This is a genomic window from Pseudonocardia sp. T1-2H, assembly GCF_038039215.1.
In the GTDB taxonomy this organism is placed as follows: domain Bacteria; phylum Actinomycetota; class Actinomycetes; order Mycobacteriales; family Pseudonocardiaceae; genus Pseudonocardia.
In genome coordinates this window covers 46,916-64,977 of record NZ_JBBPCL010000002.1, presented here as the reverse complement: position 1 = coordinate 64,977, position 18,062 = coordinate 46,916, and the positions used below count along the sequence as shown (strand labels likewise).

General features: G+C 70.2%; 23 protein-coding genes. 2 read left to right on the top strand and 21 right to left on the bottom strand.

The annotated features are described in order from the left end of the window. Positions 1 to 7: 7 nt before the first annotated feature. The 15 genes from WBK50_RS33255 to WBK50_RS33185 form a co-directional block, all read right to left on the bottom strand. On the bottom strand, positions 8 to 436 hold the full coding sequence (locus WBK50_RS33255; RefSeq protein ID WP_341339714.1) for a hypothetical protein: 429 nt from the start codon (positions 434 to 436) through the stop codon (positions 8 to 10). Continuing rightward, the gene (locus WBK50_RS33250; RefSeq protein WP_341339713.1) at positions 433 to 858 is read right to left on the bottom strand and encodes a hypothetical protein; all 426 of its coding nucleotides are present in this window, start codon (positions 856 to 858) and stop codon (positions 433 to 435) included. Before WBK50_RS33250 ends, WBK50_RS33255 begins: the two co-directional genes overlap by 4 nt. Further along, positions 855 to 1,325 carry a hypothetical protein gene (locus WBK50_RS33245; RefSeq protein WP_341339712.1) on the bottom strand — a complete coding sequence of 157 codons (471 nt, stop codon included), beginning with the start codon at positions 1,323 to 1,325 and terminating at the stop codon, positions 855 to 857. Before WBK50_RS33245 ends, WBK50_RS33250 begins: the two co-directional genes overlap by 4 nt. Further along, the gene (locus tag WBK50_RS33240; protein ID WP_341339711.1) at positions 1,322 to 1,804 is read right to left on the bottom strand and encodes a hypothetical protein; all 483 of its coding nucleotides are present in this window, start codon (positions 1,802 to 1,804) and stop codon (positions 1,322 to 1,324) included. The genes WBK50_RS33245 and WBK50_RS33240 overlap by 4 nt, the downstream gene beginning before the upstream one ends. Positions 1,805 to 1,823: 19 nt before the next feature. Continuing rightward, positions 1,824 to 2,390 carry a hypothetical protein gene (locus WBK50_RS33235; protein ID WP_341339710.1) on the bottom strand — a complete coding sequence of 189 codons (567 nt, stop codon included), beginning with the start codon at positions 2,388 to 2,390 and terminating at the stop codon, positions 1,824 to 1,826. A 15-nt stretch (positions 2,391 to 2,405) separates the two neighbouring features. Continuing rightward, positions 2,406 to 2,990 carry a hypothetical protein gene (locus WBK50_RS33230; RefSeq protein ID WP_341339709.1) on the bottom strand — a complete coding sequence of 195 codons (585 nt, stop codon included), beginning with the start codon at positions 2,988 to 2,990 and terminating at the stop codon, positions 2,406 to 2,408. 13 nt (positions 2,991 to 3,003) lie between these two features. Next, the gene (locus WBK50_RS33225) at positions 3,004 to 3,555 is read right to left on the bottom strand and encodes a hypothetical protein (protein WP_341339708.1); all 552 of its coding nucleotides are present in this window, start codon (positions 3,553 to 3,555) and stop codon (positions 3,004 to 3,006) included. Between the two features lie 30 nt (positions 3,556 to 3,585). Next, positions 3,586 to 4,629: a hypothetical protein gene (locus tag WBK50_RS33220; RefSeq protein WP_341339707.1), complete on the bottom strand. Its 1,044-nt coding sequence runs from the start codon at positions 4,627 to 4,629 to the stop codon at positions 3,586 to 3,588. Then, positions 4,539 to 7,205 carry a hypothetical protein gene (locus WBK50_RS33215; RefSeq protein ID WP_341339706.1) on the bottom strand — a complete coding sequence of 889 codons (2,667 nt, stop codon included), beginning with the start codon at positions 7,203 to 7,205 and terminating at the stop codon, positions 4,539 to 4,541. The genes WBK50_RS33220 and WBK50_RS33215 overlap by 91 nt, the downstream gene beginning before the upstream one ends. Positions 7,206 to 7,232: 27 nt before the next feature. Next, complete coding sequence (locus WBK50_RS33210; RefSeq protein ID WP_341339705.1) at positions 7,233 to 7,850, bottom strand: hypothetical protein; 618 nt, start codon at positions 7,848 to 7,850, stop codon at positions 7,233 to 7,235. A gap of 4 nt (positions 7,851 to 7,854) precedes the next feature. Then, positions 7,855 to 8,148 (bottom strand): hypothetical protein, encoded by a 294-nt coding sequence (locus WBK50_RS33205; RefSeq protein ID WP_341339704.1) that lies wholly within the window; start codon positions 8,146 to 8,148, stop codon positions 7,855 to 7,857. A gap of 75 nt (positions 8,149 to 8,223) precedes the next feature. Further along, positions 8,224 to 8,691, bottom strand: coding sequence for a hypothetical protein (locus WBK50_RS33200; RefSeq protein ID WP_341339703.1), 468 nt, complete (start codon positions 8,689 to 8,691; stop codon positions 8,224 to 8,226). A 16-nt stretch (positions 8,692 to 8,707) separates the two neighbouring features. Further along, a complete protein-coding gene (locus tag WBK50_RS33195) occupies positions 8,708 to 9,412 on the bottom strand; it encodes a hypothetical protein (protein WP_341339702.1) in 705 nt (234 codons plus the stop codon). Between the two features lie 15 nt (positions 9,413 to 9,427). Continuing rightward, the gene (locus WBK50_RS33190; protein WP_341339701.1) at positions 9,428 to 10,135 is read right to left on the bottom strand and encodes a hypothetical protein; all 708 of its coding nucleotides are present in this window, start codon (positions 10,133 to 10,135) and stop codon (positions 9,428 to 9,430) included. 38 nt (positions 10,136 to 10,173) lie between these two features. After that, a complete protein-coding gene (locus tag WBK50_RS33185; RefSeq protein ID WP_341339700.1) occupies positions 10,174 to 13,737 on the bottom strand; it encodes a phage tail tape measure protein in 3,564 nt (1,187 codons plus the stop codon). Between the two features lie 40 nt (positions 13,738 to 13,777). Between WBK50_RS33185 and WBK50_RS33180 the strand changes: the two genes are divergently transcribed. Both WBK50_RS33180 and WBK50_RS33175 read left to right on the top strand, forming a co-directional pair. Next, on the top strand, positions 13,778 to 14,206 hold the full coding sequence (locus WBK50_RS33180) for a hypothetical protein (RefSeq protein WP_341339699.1): 429 nt from the start codon (positions 13,778 to 13,780) through the stop codon (positions 14,204 to 14,206). A gap of 106 nt (positions 14,207 to 14,312) precedes the next feature. Further along, complete coding sequence (locus tag WBK50_RS33175) at positions 14,313 to 14,786, top strand: DUF4429 domain-containing protein (RefSeq protein ID WP_341339698.1); 474 nt, start codon at positions 14,313 to 14,315, stop codon at positions 14,784 to 14,786. Here WBK50_RS33175 and WBK50_RS33170 read toward each other — a convergent pair. From WBK50_RS33170 to WBK50_RS33145, 6 genes are all read right to left on the bottom strand, one after another. Further along, positions 14,783 to 15,253, bottom strand: a complete 471-nt coding sequence (locus tag WBK50_RS33170; RefSeq protein ID WP_341339697.1) for a hypothetical protein — start codon at positions 15,251 to 15,253, stop codon at positions 14,783 to 14,785. The two genes, WBK50_RS33175 and WBK50_RS33170, sit on opposite strands and share 4 nt — an antisense overlap. After that, positions 15,246 to 15,392, bottom strand: coding sequence for a hypothetical protein (locus tag WBK50_RS33165; protein WP_341339696.1), 147 nt, complete (start codon positions 15,390 to 15,392; stop codon positions 15,246 to 15,248). Before WBK50_RS33165 ends, WBK50_RS33170 begins: the two co-directional genes overlap by 8 nt. 107 nt (positions 15,393 to 15,499) lie before the next feature. Beyond that, complete coding sequence (locus tag WBK50_RS33160; RefSeq protein WP_341339695.1) at positions 15,500 to 15,895, bottom strand: hypothetical protein; 396 nt, start codon at positions 15,893 to 15,895, stop codon at positions 15,500 to 15,502. A gap of 177 nt (positions 15,896 to 16,072) precedes the next feature. Continuing rightward, entirely contained in the window at positions 16,073 to 17,230 is a 1,158-nt protein-coding gene (locus WBK50_RS33155; RefSeq protein WP_341339694.1) for a hypothetical protein, read from the bottom strand. Next, positions 17,227 to 17,538, bottom strand: a complete 312-nt coding sequence (locus WBK50_RS33150; RefSeq protein ID WP_341339693.1) for a hypothetical protein — start codon at positions 17,536 to 17,538, stop codon at positions 17,227 to 17,229. Before WBK50_RS33150 ends, WBK50_RS33155 begins: the two co-directional genes overlap by 4 nt. 25 nt (positions 17,539 to 17,563) lie before the next feature. Further along, positions 17,564 to 18,061, bottom strand: a complete 498-nt coding sequence (locus WBK50_RS33145; RefSeq protein ID WP_341339692.1) for a hypothetical protein — start codon at positions 18,059 to 18,061, stop codon at positions 17,564 to 17,566. Between the last annotated feature and the right edge of the window lies 1 nt (position 18,062).

Here is an 18,062-nt window from a genome sequence, read left to right as displayed (position 1 = left end):
CTCCAACTCAGACCCGGCGGCGTTCAGGGGGCCGCGCGCTACGGCGCGGCGGACGCAGCGGAGAGCTGCGCGATCTCCTCGGCCGACCACCCGGAGGCAGGCACGGCAGGCAGGGGGAGGTCGCCTCGACCGCCGCGACCTTTCGGGCCGCGGCGGGGGTGACGTCGGCGGGCGGCTCCACGGCGTGCGGCTCCACGGGCGGCGCGGGCGGCGCGGCCTGCGCGGCGGCCGCGCGGGCACCCGTCGCGGCGAGCTGCACGCCGGCGACCTTCAGCAGGCACAGCAGCGCGGCGACGCCGCCACCAGCCAGCGCGGCCCGCACGTCGAACTGGCCCAGCTCGACGGCGGTGCCCCCGGCGGTGATGGATGCGGCGACGGCCTGCACGAAGGTCCAGCCGACACGCTCGGCGACGTCGATCCACGGTCGTGTGTTCACGGGGCGGGGTCCTTCCTGCGCGGTGCCCGCCGCCGCGGCGGCGGAGGCGGTTCGGGGTCGGGCATCGGCGCGTCGAACCCGAGTCCGGGGACGGGGACAGCGCGGGGCGGGGGGACGTCGACACCGGCCGCGCGGAGCGCGTCGACGAGGTCCCCGATGTACTCGCGGAGCCACCCGACCTCGCCGCGCATCGCCCGGTCCCGGCGGCTCGCAGCCTCCCGCTCGTCGGCAAGCTCCTGCTTCAGGAACTCGATCGACTCCTTGAAGGGGGCGAGGAGGCCGACGGCGGTGTCCACGGCGACCTTGTCGGTCTTCGTCTTCGTGGCCCGCCGGTCGACGCCGATCTTCATCATGGAGCCGAGCCCGGCGACCCCTCCGACGGCGGCGAGCCACGAGGCGGCCTGGTCGACGACCCCGGTCATGGCGAGTCCCGCGCCTTGGGGACGGCGACGACGACGCCCGGCACGAGTTGGCGGCGGTACTCGACGGCCTGCGAGACGTGTTGGACCGCGATGATGGCGTACACGACCGGGCCGGTCAGTCCGGCGTGACGATCCCAGTAGGCGGACTCGGCGAGGGAGATCGCCCACAGCAGGTACACGCTGGCGCCGCCCATCAGGGCCAGCCTCAACAGCCGTCGGGACACGCCGCGGGCGACGACGAGCGCGGCCGCGAGCGCAGCGAACACGCCGCCCCACAGCAGCATCCCGCCCGTCTCCCGGACCGCGGTGAACGATGCCCCGCCGATGCGGTCCGAGTCGCCTCCGAGGATGACGATGGCCATCCCGGTCGCCAAGGCCAGCGCGGCGCCGTAGCTGCGTCGCAGCAGGTCCGACAGGTCCCACAGGTCGTCGACGTCGGGGGCCGGGTACAGCCAGGTCGCGGTCACGACGCGACGACCGGCACGGGCTGCGACACCGCCCGGGGCCTCGGGGCGACGACCGCGACCTGCCAGTCGATATCGCCGGCGCACGCCCCCGTCTCCGGGTTGCGGCCCGGATACGACGTCGCGGTGACGGTGTAGTGCTGGCCGGCGATCTCGACCTCTTGGGTCTCCCGCAGCGGAGCCGCGTACGAGGACTCGGCGAGCACCGTCCCGGCCTCGTCGACGGCCCGGACCCACGCGGCCGGGGTCGAGGTGACGACCCGCAGCGAGGCGTCGAGGGACAGCGCGACGTTGGGCGCCGAATGGACGGTGAACTCGGCGCTGCCGCCGTCTTCGGCCACGACGGCGTCGATCAGGGTGTGGGTCCACGTCGGGTCGAGGCCCGGGATGTGGACGACGGTCTGCAAGAGCGCCTCGAACGACCCGGGGGCGAACCCGCCGGGGGTGTCGCACCTGACGAGGAGGCGCAGCTGGAAGGTCACGGCGAGGGAGCCCTTCGGGCTAGTAGGGAGCGTCGTAGGCGACAGACATCCACACGCTGCCGCTGGTGGTGAGGGTGGAGAGGGAGCCGCCGGTGTCCTGGTAGTAGGCGCCGCGGAGCACCGTCCCGGCCGCGAAGTGGTCGTACAGGTGGGCCTGGACCTTCACGGAGCCCGTTTGGCCCATCAGCTCGTCCTTCTCGGCGGCCACGTTCGCTGGGTTCGCGGTGCCGTTGACGAAGATGATCGCGGTGCGCTGACCTAGCGATCCGTTGGCCCACACGGTTTGCAGGTGCACGTCGTACCAGCCGGCCGTCTGAATCGTGATGATCGACGAGTTGCCGGGGGTCCACATGTTGTCGGTGTCGACGAGCTCGGCGTCCCAGGGGATGACCGCGACCGTCGCGTTCGCCACCGAGCGGGTCGCCGTCTGCCACACCTTGCAGACCGGCTTCGACGACACCCCGGTCGACGGGAGCTTCCCCGTGACCTGCTGACACAGAGCGTTGATGTTGGTCGAGAGGGCCGTCAGCGCGGGCGCGTCGACGAGGACCTCGGTGAACTGGGGGAGCGCACTCAGCGCCGCCATCGGGCCTCCTCGCAGCTAGTAGGGCGCTGCCCACGCCGCGGTGAGGTAGGTGCCCCACGCGCCGTTCGTGAGCAGGTTGAGGGTCGCTCCGGAGCTCTGAAAGACGCCGCAGTAGATGGACGCACCGGCGGCGAGGTGCTCGAGCGCGACGACCTGGTGGCGGAACGAGCCGCCCCCGTAGCCGAGGTTCGCGGAGGTCGTCGCGACAACGTTCAGAGGGTCAGCGACACCGTTGATCAGGATCTGCACGACCCGCTCCGTCGCCCCAGCGCTCCCCCACGACGCCTGCGCGCGGATCCGGTACCAGCCCGGGGTGTTGATCGTCATGTGATCGGGGAAGCTCGACGACCACATGCCGTCGGTGTCGGCGATCTCGGTGCCCCACGTGACGATCTGGTTGGTTCCACCGACGCCCGACGGGATGCCCTGGGACCCGGACAGGATGACCTTGGCGACGGGCTTCGTCGACCGCGCGGCGGCCGCCGGGTAGCCGGTGGTGAGCTGCGCGAGCTGGTCGATGTTGTACGGGATCAGGTTCAGCGGGGGCTGGTGGACGAGTTGCCCGTCGACGAACGTCGGCAGGCTGGTCAGGGCGGGCACGAGGCACCTCCAGTCAGTAGGGCGCTTCCCAGGCGATGGACAGCCACGTCCCCCAGTTGGCCGCCGTCGTCAGGTTGAGATCGCCTCCGGAGTTCTGAAACGCGGTCATGTAGATGTGCGACCCGGCCGCGAGGTGCTCGAACGCGACGACCTGCTGACGCAGGTTGTTGTTCGCGGCGGAGAACGTGTTCGACGCGGCGACGTAGTTCGAGGCCGCGGTCCCGTTGATCGCGATGTAGATCGCCCGCTGGCTGGCGGGGCCGGGTTGCCACGCGGCTTGCCCCTCGATCCGGTACCAGCCCGCCTGGTGCACGGTCAGCTCGGTGTCTCTGAGCAGGTAGAGCATGTTGTCGGTGTCCACGGCCGTGCCGCCCCACCTGACGACCGTGTCGGTCGCGTCGGGGATCGGCGTGTCCGTGAGGACGAGCGACTTCGACATCGCCGGTGCCGACGGCTTGTAGGCGGCGGCGAGCCCGACCGATATCTGAGCGAGCGAGTCGATGCCCGTCGTCAGCTGCGCGAACGTCGCCGCAGTGGGCACCGACCCGGTGGTGAATGTCGGCATGGCTGCCATCGACGGCACAGCCGGCCCTCCTTAGTAGATCGGGGTTGTGGTGCTGCCGAGGACGCCGCGCGTCGCATCGCCGAGGACCCACGCGGACGGGACCCACACGGGGGAGAGCTGCAGGGACACGGTCCAGGTCCCTGCCGCGGCGTCGACCTTGTGGTCGATCTTTTCGATGTAGTACTCGGCCGACGTGGACAGTCCGATCGAGCGGCGCTTCACCCGGACCCGCTGGCTGATCTCCAACCCGAGGACGACCGGCCACAGGGCCGGGTTCGCCGACGGCACCAGCGTGAGCGTCGTGATGCGCGTCTTCGGGCTCGAGTACCGGGACAGGTAGAACACCCCGGCCTGGGTGACGTCGAAGTCCGTCGTCGCCTGCAGGGTCTGCGTCAAGATCCGCTGCCCGTAGGTCGCTTCAGCCGCCGCGTTGACCATCGGCGCGATGTCGCTGTTGTCCGGCCGCGACAGGTTGGCCTGGGTGAACACGTACGTCGGGTCGTGGTCGGTGGCGTAGTCGGCGTACGGGTACTCGTCGCCCTGCGAAGACAGGTAAAGCCGGGCCTCGTCGATGTAGAGCACCGCCGAGGTGGAGGGTGTCCCGAACATCGCCACTGCGATGCGCGCGTACGCCGCATTGGCCGGGGACGTGCCGGCGGCCCTCATCAGAGCCCAATGGCTGACCGGCACAGCGCCGTTGGTGCTCGGGCTGGTGCCGATCTGCGTCTGGGTGGAGTCGAACCAGTCGATGATGACGCTCGCGCTGGACCACCCAGCCGACGAGAAGAGCCAGGCGTCGCCGGTGTAGGAGGTGTTCGGCGACACCGGCACCAGCGCGCTGCGGACCAGCGGGGTCGCGGCTACCCCGTTCGGGGTGAGCTGGCCCGCCGCCGCCCCCTGGTGGTGGTACGCCGCCGTCTGCGTGAACGTGCACCCGTTCGCGGTCCACCCGGAGGTGTCGACCTCGAAGTACGGGTTCGAGTTCAGCGGGACGGCCGGGGCCGGGTTCTCCCCGAACGTCCACGTCGACGTCTGGGTGGCGTACCGGGAGGACCGGTCCTCCGAGGTGAGCATCCCGGCCCGGTCCACGTAGACAAGGCCGCGCTCGGACTCGTGGATCTCCTGCAGGACGTCGAGGACCGTGCGGCCGTCATAGGAGTGATCCGCGGCGAGCGCGAGGAGCCCCGGGCGACCTGCCAGCTCCCCTGCCAGTACTCGCCGAGGATCCGGACCACCCGGGCCCCGGGCAGCTCCCCGACGTAGCCGACGCCCCGCTGGTAGTGGGCCATGCGCCGGTCCGCGCCGATGTCGGCGTTGTAGAACGCCCACCGCCCGAAGGAGAACTGGGCCTGCGGGTAGCCGAACCCGACCGACGCCGAGAGCGTGTTGATGATCGTCCAGCCGATCCGGGCGGGCAGCGGCGAGAGCGCATGGTTCGGACCCTGCAGGCCGTCGTAGAAGTTGAACTGGTTGCCGGCCGCGTCGAAGGTCATCGCGTAGTAGTGCCACTGCCCGTCGGGCCACACGTCGAACACCGGCGGGGTCTGAGTCGGCATGCCGTACTGGTAGCTCGCGCCCCCTGAGGTGGGGATGAACCGGAACCGGACCGAGTCCTGGATGCGGACACCCATCTGTGCGTCCGTGTAGTCCGTGGGGAAGTTCGCGGTGTCGGCCGCCACGTAGAGGAACCCGAGCTCCATCGCGCCGACGACCGGGCGAGCCCAGAACTCCACGGTCGACCCGACCGTCGCCATGGACAGCCGTCCCCCGGTCGGCGTCATGACCGTGTCGTTGCCGGCACCGGACTTCGACGGCGGCGTCGCCGCGTTCTGCTCGGTGAACGTCACGGCCGAGGTCCCGTCAGGGTGCGCGTCGCCTCCCCACTGGATCGAGCTTGACTGCGGGATCAGGTAGTTCGGGGCCGCGTTCGAGCCGTAGCCGAGCTGCGCCGCGGTGGCCGGCGCGCTCTTGTTGGTCAGCGGCATGTACGCGGCCGGGGAGTCCTGCGCGATCTCCAGCTCGTAGGACTGGCGGATCGTGGTGCGGGACAGGATCGCGAGCGCGTCGACGGCCTGCAGAGGCCGCTGCGCCCGCGTCCCGGACATGTCGTACGTGGTGGGGTAGCGCTCGACGTACCCGACGAAGATCGGCTGCAGGGCGGGCCCGTTGGCCTGCCAGTCCGTGAGGTGTGACCCGAACTCGAGCTGCTGCTCGTCGACGAAGAACACCGGGTTCGCGACCCCTGCACCGAAGATCGTCACGGTTTCGAGGGTGTCGACCGGGTCCCACGCCACCCAGAGGCGCGTCCACGTGTTCTGCGCGCTCGCGGTGTTCGACGTGTGGATGCCACCCGCAGCATCGGTGATCGACACGGTCACGTTCGCCCCGCCGGTCGGGTAGACCCAGACGCTGAAGGTGTAGGTGACGTCGGGGGCGACCCGGAAGGAGTTCCACACACCGAAGTTGATCCCGGTGCCGCCCTGTGGGACCCGCATCGACGTCGTCCCGGCGCCGTGGTGCTGCAGTGTGGACAGCGCGGGGACCGTCGCCGGGTTCACGCCCTCCCAGAGCGACAGGCCCGTCTCGAAGGACGGGTCGTAGTCCAGGCTGACCGTCGGGTTGAGGATGTTCCCGGAGCCCGGCTGGTTGGGCCACATCGCCCAGATCCACGTGGCCCGGTACGGGGTGATGTCGCCGCCCGAGTTGAACGGCGATGCCGTGTTGTCCGGGTTCAGAAGCTCGAGCGGGTCGGGCAGGTCCAGGGCCGCGGTTCCGGCCTGCACCTGGTCCAGCTCGTACTGGCGGCCGCGGCTCGTCGACCAGCGCCGCACGAAGAGGCGCCGGTAGACGGCGTTGATCGACCGACGGGAGCCGCCGGGCAGGTTCGGCGGCCCGCTGGTGAAGTCGATCTCGAAGCCGACCAGCGGCCAGTTCGGGTTCGCGGTCGTCTGCGGAGCACCAGAGCCGACGACGACACCGCCGACCGAGTCGACGGCCGGCGCCGAGTTGGTGATCGTGCGCGCCATGAACAGCGCGCCCCGCGCCAGCGAGTCCGTCGCCGGGGCCGAGTCGGACACGGTCCGGGGAGTCCGGAGGACCCGCACCGTGATCGTGTCGACCGCGGCCGCGGTGTCGGAGATCGACCGCGCGTACTGCATCGTCCGGACGGTGATCGTGTCGACGCCCGGCGCCGACTCGGCCAGGGTCCGGGCGAACCGCAGAGCTCCACGGGTCAGGGCGTCCACCGCGGGCGCCGAGTCCACCGCGCCCCGCAGGTACCGCCAGGTGACGGTGTCGAGCGCTGGCGCGGACTCGACGACCGTGCGGGGCATCCGCAGCGCGCCCCGGGTCAGCGTGTCGACGGCCGGGGCCGAGTCGCTGACGACCTTGCCGACAGCCGTCGCCCCGAGGGAGTCGACAGCGGGCGCCGTCTCGGTGAGCCCCCGGGCCATGACGAGGACACCCTGCGTGAGGGTGTCCGTCGCCGGGGCGGACTCCGCGACCGACCGCGCGAGGAGCAGGACACCCCTCGTGAGCGTGTCGACGGCAGGCGCGGAATCGGTGGTCGTCGCCAGCCCAGTGCTCGGCCCTGTCGGCAGGACCCGGCTGGTGATCGGATGGCTCGGATACCCGCGCCCGAACCGAGCCATGAGTTACCCCCTCAGCTTGCTGACCTGCTAGTTCGACACGCTGGACGTCAACGTCAGCTGGTCGCCGGACGCCGCGAACGTCGCCGTGCTGGACAGTGAGGTCTCGAACCCGAGGCCACCCGCGCCGGGAACCATCGAGTTGAAGACCCCGACCTTCGCCACGATCACGGGCAGCGCGTCGGAGCCGTTCGCCGTGTAGGTGCCGGTCAGGGTGTAGCCCGCGACACCGGTCGTGTGGGCGTAGACGCCGAGCTGCCGGACCAGGCCGCCACCGGCGGTGGTGATCTCGGCGGCCAGGGCGGTGTCCGTCGCCGCCGGGGCGGTCGCGTTGGCCGTGAGCGCCATGAACGCCAGCGGCGCGTTCCCGGGGACGATCACGAACGTGCCCGCGCCGGGGGTCGACGCGGCCGCGCCGCCCGGGTTGGCCGGGGTGTACCACCTGTCGACGGTGACGGTGGTCGTGGTGTTGGCGGTGATCACGCCGTACACGGAGCCGAGGATGACCTGCTGCCCGATGTAGGCGCTGGCGGTGAGGCCGGACGCGGTGAAGCCCGTCGCCGTCGGCGAGGTCGCGGACCCGGTGAACCCGGCCCCATTGCCGCCCATCATCCGTGCCTGCGCGTCGTGTCCGCTGTTGACCTTCATCGGGTCAGCCCTCCGGGGTCTCGTCGGTGGCCGGCTGCCCGACCGGGCAGCCGTAGTGCGCCGCCAGCCGGACGGCCAGCTCCTCGCTGTCCGACCACACCCAGTCGGGGGCCTCAGCGGCGCTGTGCGCGGCCCAGACGCCGAAGTGCACGTCTCCCACGTGGGTGACGGCGCTGATCGCCTGGGCGAGCGTGTGGGTGTCCGGGATGTGGACCTCGGTGACCTGGCCGTCCGGGGTGATCGGGGCCCCGGTGGCGTGGTTGATCGGCTGCGAGTTGCCGAGCCTGACTACGGGCATGAAAAGACTCCTGACATGACGAAGCCCCGCCGACCGGTGGCCGCGGGGCTGAGGGAGAGGGGGAGGGCGGGGTGGTTACTCCTCGATGGCGAACCACGACCGGACGTTCGGGGTGACGGCGCCCGGGGTGGTGACGCGCAGCCCGAGGCGCTGCGTGGTCGTGCCGGTCATCTGCGGTTCCCGGCCGAGCGGGAACTGCAGGACGACGAGGCCGCCGAAGGGCTGCACGAAGAACGACCGGATGACCTCGACGGCCGTCGGCTCCGCGGACAGGTTGACGAGGCTCGACGCGGTGGCGTTGCTCGAGGACGAGTCGGCGTTCGCGTTCTCCTTCACGAACGTGGCCGTGGTGCCGGCCGGGGCGCCGAGGGTCGTGGTCCGGTACAGGTCGACGGTGACGGCCGCCGAGCTCGCCGACGAGTCGAACGAGATCCCGACCTCGGTGACGCAGAACGTGATCGTCGGGTTGAGCAGGATGAGGGACTTCGTCGCGCTCGCCGACAGGGCGATCGAGCCGGAGTTGACGGTGTAGGTACGGCCCATCACGGACCCCTTTCAGCTAGCGGAGGGAGGCCCGCATCTGGGCCTGGCGGGTGAAGGTCGGGGACTCCGGGGGGCCGCTCGGGGCGGCGGCGGCCTTGAAGGTCGCGGCGATGCACGCCCACGCGTCGGAGATCGACGCGGTGAACGCGGCGGTTTGCGCCGTCGTCGCCGAGACGATCTTGTCTTCCATCGCGGTGTCGTAGGTGCCTGCGCCGATCTGGGCCTGCACGAGGTTCCCGAACCCGGACCCCGCGGTGTACGTCTCGCCGCCGTCGACGGTGCCGCCGAAACCGATGACCAGCTCGTCGGCCTGGGAGAGCGTGGCCGTCGCCCCCGAGGACAGCGCCGTGCCCGTGCCCTTCGCGGAGACGAACTTGTCCAGGGGGGTCGCGGCGAGCCCCGAGTACTCCCGCACCCATACGTTGCAGTAGTGGCTACCGGTGATCGTCAGGGTGATCGTGTCCGACCCGCCGGCGGTGACCGGGGCGGTCCACAGCTCGCAGTCGATCGTCCCGGCGGTCGCGTCGTTCACCGAGGCCACGCGGGTGAACGTGTTCGCCTTGGTGTCGGCGATCGAGGCGATGGAGTTCAGGGTGCCGCCGGACACGGAGACGCCGAGGATGAGGAAGTTCCCCGCCGTCGGCGTCACCGCGGCCGCGAGCGTCGTGCCCGTGGTGGCCGACTTCGTGGCCTGAGTGGTGTTCTGCAGGACGATCGGCATCCACGCTCTCCAGCTCTACCTGAGGGCGCCCCGCGCCAGCGCCTGCCGGGCGAGGGCGGGGTGTGGGGGAGACGCGGGCGCGGTCGCGGCCAGCAGGATCGCCGAACCGGCGGACGGCCCCGAGGCTGAGACGGTGATCGTCGGGGTCGCGGCGCCGAGGAGCGCCGGGTTGTAGGCGATGGGCCCCGCGGAGGCGTTGACGGTGGGGAAGGTGAACGAGGCCGGCGCGCCACCGGACAGCGTCCCCGCGGTGTAGAGGCACTTTCCCCAGTACAGCTCGCCCGCACCGGCCCCGGGCGCGGTCATGGTGGGGAACGTGATCGTCGTCGACGCCCCGTTCTCGGCGATCCCGAGGGCTCCGTCGAGGGCCCACGTGGTGCCGGGCCCGTACGCGGTGAACTCCTGGGCGTCGAGCTCCACGGTGACGCTGGGCAGCGCGGCCCCCCACGTCACCGTGACCGTCGCCGGTGCGGTTCCCGTCGGGATGCCGATCCAGTGCTCGAGCGTGGGCGTGGAGAACGTGGTGGGCTGCCGGGTCGAGAGCCGAGACCACGTCGCGTTCGAGCTGGCCACGCTCGACACGGCCGTGGTCCGGGTGGAGTAGACGATCGACAGCAGGAAGGCGTTCCCCATCGTCGTCGGGTCGGCTGTGAAGGTCGCCGTCTGGGCGGTGACGCCGGTGTTCCTGCTGGTGATGAGCTGGCCTACGCCGGAGATCCCCACGGCCGCCCCCTTCCTTCGTTGGTCGGGGCGGCCGCGGATCAGGCCCCGAAGCCGACGTAGTTGGTGCCGTTGCCGGTGTTCCGGATGCCGTGCCGCAGCAGCTCCTGCTGCAGCTCCGTGACGAGGTCCTGCGTGGTCCAGACGTTGCCCTGGATCGTCGGGTTGAGGTGCACGACGGTCACGTTCTGCTGGCCGGCCCCGACGCCGGTGAGGACGCCGGGGCTGGTCGGCACGGCAGGGCGGGTGAAGCCGGCCGCACCAAAGCTGAGGCTCGCGCCGTCGCCGCCGAGGGTGGCGGCGGTGAGGCCGAGCCCGGTGAGGCTCTGGTTGGTCGACTTCGTGGCGGTGACGACCCGGTCGGCGACCGCCTGGGCTGCCTGCACGGCGACGTGGCCGTGCTCGTCGATGCCGTTGGCGAGGCCCTTCATCAGCCACATTCCGGACTCGTGGGCGATGGTCGACGGGCTGGCGATGCCGAGGGCGGACTTGACGCCGCCCCAGAGCGAGGAGGCCCAGCCGGTCAGCTTGTCCCAGACCCAGGACGTCATCGACGCGATGCCGTTCCACAGGCCGACGAGGAGGTTGTGACCTGCGGAAACGAGCCAGGAGCCCGCGTTCGCGAAGAGGTTGATCGCCTGCGACGGCAACCGTCCGAGGAAGCCCACGACGGTGGTCCACATAGTCGTCAGGCCGTTGAGTAGGCCGGTCAGGATCTGAATTCCGAAATCGTGGAAAATCGTTGACGGCGACGCGATGCCGAAGCCCCGCTTAAATCCGTCGATGAAGCCCTTAATGAAATCGGAAATGGCGTTGTAAACCTTGGAGGCGAATCCGGTGATCCCGTCGATCAAGCCCTGCAAGATCATCTTGCCGTGCTCGACCAGCCAATGCGGAGCGTCCGTGAAAAAAGCGTGGATCTTGTTCGGAAGGTCGTGGAACCAGGCGACCGTGTTGTTCCAGGCGGGGACTACTCCGTCATCCCAGAAGCCGTGCCAGAGGTCCTTTCCCTTCTGTGTCAGCCACGACGCCGCATCCCCGAGCGCCGTCTGAATGCGCCCCGGCAGCGCCTTGAACCACGCAATCGTGTTGTTGTAGGCCGGGACTACGCCGTCGTCCCAGAAGCCGTGCCAGAGGTCCTTTCCCTTCTGATTCAACCACGTATTCGCCGCGCCGATCCCGTCGACGATCCGGCCGGGCAGAGCCTTGAACCAGGCGAGCGTGTTGCTCCAGGCCGGGACCACGCCGTCGTCCCAGAAGCCGTGCCAGAGGTCCTTCCCCTTCTGCTTCAGCCACGTGTTCGCCGCGCCGATCGCGTCGACGATCCGCCCAGGTAGAGCCTTGAACCAGGCCAGCGTGTTGTTCCAGGCGGGGACCACGCCGTCATCCCAGAAGCCGTGCCAGAGCGCCTTGCCCTTGTCGACGAGCGTCCGCGCGAGCTGGCCGAGCGCCTGGCCGATGATCTGCCCCCACTCGCCGGGGCTCTTCGAGAACAGCAGCTTGACGAAAGCGAACGCCGCCCGGAAAGGCGCGGTAATGAAATCGAGCACGTGAGAAAAGGATGTCTTCAGGGATTCTCCGACTTTAGAGAGACCCTCTCCGATCTTATCCGGCAAGGAGGTGAAGAAATCGACTACATCGGAAAGCTTCTGCTTGATCCAATCCTTCGCAGAAGTGAGTCCGTCCTTTACTTTCCCCCACATTCGGGAAAAGAAATCAGCGAGATCGGATAGCTTATCGCCTACCCAGCTGACCGCGGAACTGAAAATGTCCTTTACATCGGACCAAAGGCCGGAAAAGAAATCCGCTATCCCCTGCCAGTGCTGGACTATCTCGACTACCGCGAAGACGAGCAGCCCGATCGCGGCAACGATCGCCGCGACGATCCACACGACCGGGTTGGCGAGCAGCGCGGCCGTGAAGCTCCACGCCGCCACCGCAGCGGCCGAGAAGGCGACGACCACCACCCCGCCGATGACGATCGCCAGCGCGGTCGCCGCCACCTGGTTCTGGGTGATCCACGTGGTGAAGTCCGCGATCGCGCCGACGATCGGCGTGACCACCGGGAGCAGCTTCTCGCCGATGGAGATGGCCAGGGCGCCGATCCCGTCCTTGGCCTGGGAGACCTTCGTGTTGAACTCGCCCTGGATCTCGCTCCAACCCTTGACGTGGTTGCCCGCCTCGGTGGTCGTCCCGGAGATCCCCTTGATGGCGTTGTTCGTGTAGTCGGCGTTCTCGCCGGTCGTCATCAGGGCGACCTTCAGGCCGGTGGCGTCGCCCATGGCCTTCTGCATGGCGCCGCCGTAGGTCTGCATCACCTCCTCGCCGGTCTTCGACTCCGACCCGAGCTGGTGGGTCGTGCCGGCGAGGGTGGCGAAGCTGGCGGCCTGCTTGGCGGAGATCGGGTCGAGGTCCTTCGCCGCCTTGCTGAAGTCCTTCATCGAGATCGAGCCGTCCATGACCTTCTGGGCCAGGTCCTGCACGGCGGGGGACGCGGACGCGACCGCGTTCTTCATGTCGAGGAAGACCTTCTCCGAGCCTGGCGGCATCGACTTCGATATGGCCTGCTGGAGGAGCTGCATGGTCCCGGAGAGACCCCGCTCGCCCAGGTGCGCGGCGACGTCGTCGGCACTGATGCCGAGCAGGTTCATCTCGTTCCGCATGGTCCCGGTGGGGGCCTGCAGGTGGCGGATCGCGTCCGCCATGTTCTGGGTCGCCTGCTGGGCCGAGATGCCGTGCGACGTCATCGAGGCGAGGACGCCGAGCATGTCGTCGAGGGAGATGTTCGCGGCGGAGGCGATCGGCGCGACCGAGCTGAAAGAGCCGGCCAGCTCCTCGAACGTCATCTTGCCGCTGGCGGTGGCCTGCACCATCTTGCTGGTGACGGTGGCGGCGTCGTCGGCGTGCAGGTGGTAGTCGATGAGGGCGGTCGTGACGGCGTCCGCGACGACCGTGAGGTCCGCGTTCTCCGTCTTCGCGCCCTCAGCGGCGGCCTGCAGCACCTTCAGGCCGTCCGCGCCGTGCTGGCCGCCGGACTCGACCTTGTACATGGCCTTGGCCAGCTCGTCCGACGAGTAGCCCACGGTCCCGGCCATCGCGAGGATGCCGTCCCGGACCATGCCGAGGTTCGACTCCGTCTCGTTCGCCGAGGTGACGAGCCGCGTGGTGGCCATGTCGAAGTCGCCGGCCATCTTGACCGCGACCCCGCCGACGGCGGCGGCCGCGAGCCCGGCCAGGCCGAGCTGCCCGCTCGTCAGCCCGACCTTCGCCGCGACGTTCCCGAAGCTCGCCGACGCGGCCGCGGACGCCGTGCTGAGGGTGCCCATCCCGGCCGCGGTCCCGGCCATCGTCGTGCCGACGGCCACGTTCGCGGTGGCAGCCTCCGCCTCGGCGACCTTGACCGCCGCCAGGTCGGCGACGACCTTGTCGCTCATCGCGGCGTAGGCGGCGGCCGTCTTGCTGGCCGCCATCTCCGCCGCGGTGGCGCCCTCGCCGTAGGACAGCGCCAGGGCCTTCTGCGCGGCGGCGATCTCCTCCGCGCTGGCGGTGACCTGCGCGGCCTCCGTCTGGGCGCCTGAGGCCACCGCCCGCTGGTCGGCGAGCATCTTCTCCGCCGCGGCCTGGGCCTCGGCGGCGGTCGCGGCGGTGGCCGTGGCCATCTCGATGCCGGACTCGGTGATCACCGCGGCGGTCGCGGTGAACGTCTCGCCCATCGCCGTCACCGCGACGTCGACGTCGGCCGTGGCCGCGCCGACCTCGGACAGTGAGGCCGTCATCTCGGTGGCGGCCGCGGTGGTCTTCGCGGCGGCCGCCTCGACGGACGTCGCGACCTGCGCCGTCTCGGTGCTGACCCGCGCCGTCGCGACGGCCATCTCGGAGGTAGCGGCCGTCCACTGGGCCGCGAGACGGTCGACGGACGTGGCCAGCAGGTTGTTGGTCTCCGCGACGCGGCCGATCTCCGTAGCGATCGCCTGCAGGGAGGCGTCGATGCGGGTGGCCATCGCCTCGCCGGCCGTGCCGCTCTCGGCGAATCCGGCAGTCAGCGGGGCGCTCTCGGCGCGGAGCGTGACGTAGAGATCGGCGACCTCATCGGACACCGGCGGCACCCCCTCAGTTCAGGAATCCGGGGTGCGTTGGCACGAACAGGTGTTCGGAGAGGGAGGCCGAGCACCATGAGCAGATGGAGCTGGAAGCCCAAGGCAGGCTGGGTGCGTCGGTGAGGTTCGACGGCCACACCGTGACCCTGACCAGGACGAACCGGTCATTGCCGGGCTATGGGGAACGATCAGTGCACGTCTCGCAGCTCGCGGGCGTGCGGTGGCAACCCCCGGGCCTGCTGACCCGGGAGGGGTTCATCGGGTTCACCGTGGCCGGGACCGTCGCCCCGCGAGCCCGGATCGGGTCGCAGGCGACCGCGGCCCGCCTCGACGAGTGGCACGTCCCGTTCTGGCGGAGAGAACTCCCCGCGTTCGAGGCGCTGAGGGCCGCTGTGGAGACGGCCCGTCGGTCACCCCACGGTCCGGCCGCTGGTGCGCCCACGGCCACGCTGGACGGCACTGGCGGGCCGCTGGTCGAGCTGGCCCGGATGCTCCGCGAGGGATTGCTGACCCGCGAGGAGTTCGAGCAGGAGAAGGCGCGGCTCCTGCGCGGCTAGAGCGTCCGCCAGCCGGCCCCGTACAGCTCCGCGAAGATCGTGTAGACCGACACCCTGGCGACCATGTGGAACGCCGGCTCGAGGAACGGGAACCTGCGCCGGTTCTTCCCGACGCCCGTCACCTCGAGGTAGTAGGCGTACAGCGAGCTCGGGGTGGCGCGGTTGTAGTACGGGTACAGGCCCGGCGCCATCCCGACCTTCACCTCCCAGCCCAGCGCGGTCCGGTGGACCGGGGTGTGAGTGATCGCGCGGACCAGCGACCCGGAGATCCGTGCGGGACCTGCCGGGTCGCCGGACGACGGCGTGGGCGTGCGAGGAGGGTGCTCACCGTTCGAGGCGTTGAGCTTCGCCTGCCGCTCGACGGCGAGCGCCACAGCGGTGAGCGCGGGCGGCACGGCCGCCTCGCTCCGCGCCGCGAGCTCGGTGAACAGGCGGGACATCGTTCCGAGCACCAGGGGCTCAGGCACCTGTGTTCATCTCCTGTCGCGCGCGCTCGCTGGCGTCGTTCTCGGCCTGGCGGCGGAGCTGGATGAAATCCCAGGTGAACCGCCGGACGTACGTCGGCGTGGCCTGCAGGTCCGTCCACGACCAGCCCATCTCACGCATCAGCTCGAAGTCGACGAACTCCTGCGGGGGAGCCCCGGACGACCAGGTGCCCTCGTAGATCGACTCGACGGTGAGGTAGACGTCCTCGAAGTAGGGCTCGCCAGGCCCTACTGAGGGTTTACGCGCTGGCTCATCTGCCGCGAGATCTCGTTGATGATCTCCATCGGCAGGCACTTCACCAGCTCGGGAGTGGCCGGGTGCGAGTGGTCGACCTTCGGCAGCAGCGGCTGGTCGAGCGCCTCGCCGGTCTCGTAGTCCACCGAGGCCGCCGTGGCGTCGTAGACGTGCCACGCCACGACGAGACCGGCGATGATCTCGTACGACGCCTCCATCGCGAGGTTCTGGTCCAGCGGCCGGCCGTTCTCGTCGGTCGGGATCTCCCGCGGCCGCAGCTTGTCCGGCGGCTGCTGCGACGGGTTCAGGATCGACACCCACACCGTGTCGCCTTCCTCGGACAGGTCCGGGAACGGGATGTGGAGGATCCGGTTGGCGTAGCCAGCCATGGCTCTGCGCTCCTTGCGTGAGAGGGGCCCGCGCGGGAAGCCCGGCGCGGGTCGATCGAGAGGGGCTGCTGTGGCCGCGAGCGCGACCAGCAGCAGAGGCACGACGGAGTGCGCGCCCCCGGCCACCAGCAGGACTGCCAGGGCCGAGAGCGCGGCGAGGGGGAACGCTGGCACCGCTCAGAAAGCGGTGGTCCTGAAGTTCTTCAGCACCGCGGAGACCGAGCCGCCGTCGACCGTGTTGTAGATGCCGGACAGCGAGAACGACGCCTGCACGTAGGCGCCGCCCCACTCGCGCTTGCCCTTGACCCAGCCGGACTTCGACATGGTCAGGGCCAGGCTCGCGCCGCCACCGACGGTCGGCTGCTGCAGCAGCGCCGTCGCGGGCTGCTGGCTGTAGCTGTTGTAGAGCGCCAGGTCGGTCTGGTTCTCGAAGATCGCCTTGTACGAGCCGTCGGCGGTCAGGGCGCCCTGGAAGATCTCCCGGGGGCCCTGGGTGCCGTCGCTCGAGTGGACCGGGTCGACGGTCCGCTTCAGGTTCAGGTCGAAGGACAGGCCGCGCGTCGAGGCCGCGCCGGCGTTCGTCATGGTCCACTGCCAGCCGAGGAGCGGCGGGAGCTGCGTGAACGTCGGCGTCAACGCGGTCTGCGCGACGCCCGGCATGCTCGTGAACTTCGACGTCAGGGAGACCGACGCCTTCGGGTCGATCTTGATGGACAGGTCCGACAGCGCCGCATACGAGTACCCCAGCGTCGTCAGGGTGTCGTACACCGAGATCGACAGCGTCGGGTTCTGCACGTTCGCGACCTGCTTGAACGTGTGCGTCGTCTGCGCGATCACCGGCGCGGCCGAGGTGTGCGCCTTTGTCAGGCCGACCGCGCCGGTGTCCGACGTCGTCACCGTCAGCGTGTACGGGCCAGCCCCGGACACCGCCGTGACCTTCGCGAACTCCACGTTCGCGGCGGTGTCGATCTGGATGACCGTCTGCGCCGGGATGCTCACGGCCGTGGAGATCGTCGTCGCGTTCACCGCCGACGACGCGCTCAGCGTCGTCGACACCCCGGCCGCCACCGAGTCCGGCCCGATCATGGAGGCCAGGAAGTGCCCCAGGACGTCCGGGTACGCCAGCAGGTCCAGCGACCACGACCCGGTGACCGGGCCCTGGTAGGCGCCCTGCAGGACGGAGTCGTTCGCGCGGATCGACTCGTCCTTGATCTCCGCGTAGTTGTCCTCGAAGTCGGCCTTGGTGAACGGCACGTACGTCGTCGGCACCACGTAGGTGCCCGCGGTCGCCTCCTTCGCGAGGCCGACGATCGCAAGGCGAGAAAGCTGCGTCATCGAGACGCCCCCTTCCGGGTCGCCGACGCACGCGCGCCGGACTTGGATGTGGTGGTCACCGAGGCCGCCGCGACGGCGGCCGCGTCGACTGCCCCGTCACCGGGGGCCGGCTCGGAGCCGTCGGGCACGTGCACGTCGCCGGTCGTCTCACGGTCGTCGGGCTCCTGGTCCTGCTCGTCGGGCTCGCCGACGGGCTCGAACCCGGCCAGGAGCGTGTCGTGGTCGATCGCGCCGCCCTGCCCCACCGACACCGGCGGGTCGAGGGTCGGCATGTCCAGCGGCGAGCCGCTGACGTTGCGCTGCAGCATTGGTCGGGGTCCTCCCGGTCGGGCCTCAGCCCGCGAAGTCGCGGTCGTCGGCCTGGTAGGTGATGTCGGCCCTGAGGGCGGCCGGAGAGGAGCCTTGGCCCTGCTCGGGATCGGCGAACTGGACGGTGATGCGGCCCCCGTCGGGGGCCTCGGCGACCGCGAGGAACCGGCCGCCGTGCGTGTGGTCGAGGGCGTGCCCGCGGACCCTGTCGACGAGGAGGTCGACGGCCGCGTCGAAGGCGCGCTGCTCGTCCTCCCACAGCCCGGACTGCACGGTGGTGGCCCCGATCGGCCACCACAGCTTGCCGCGGAACTGGTGGGTCTGGATCTTCCGCTGGTTCGTGAACCGGGACTCGACCACCGCGGGCCGCACCAGGTAGATCCCGGTCTTCATGCGCGCCGTGGTGCGCCCCCAGTAGCCCTGGATGACGTCCCAGGGGCCGCCAGCGGACTTCAGGAGGGCGGGTAGGCCGTCCCCGGACGCCGACAGCCACGCGGCCTCACGGTCGATTGCTGAGCTCACG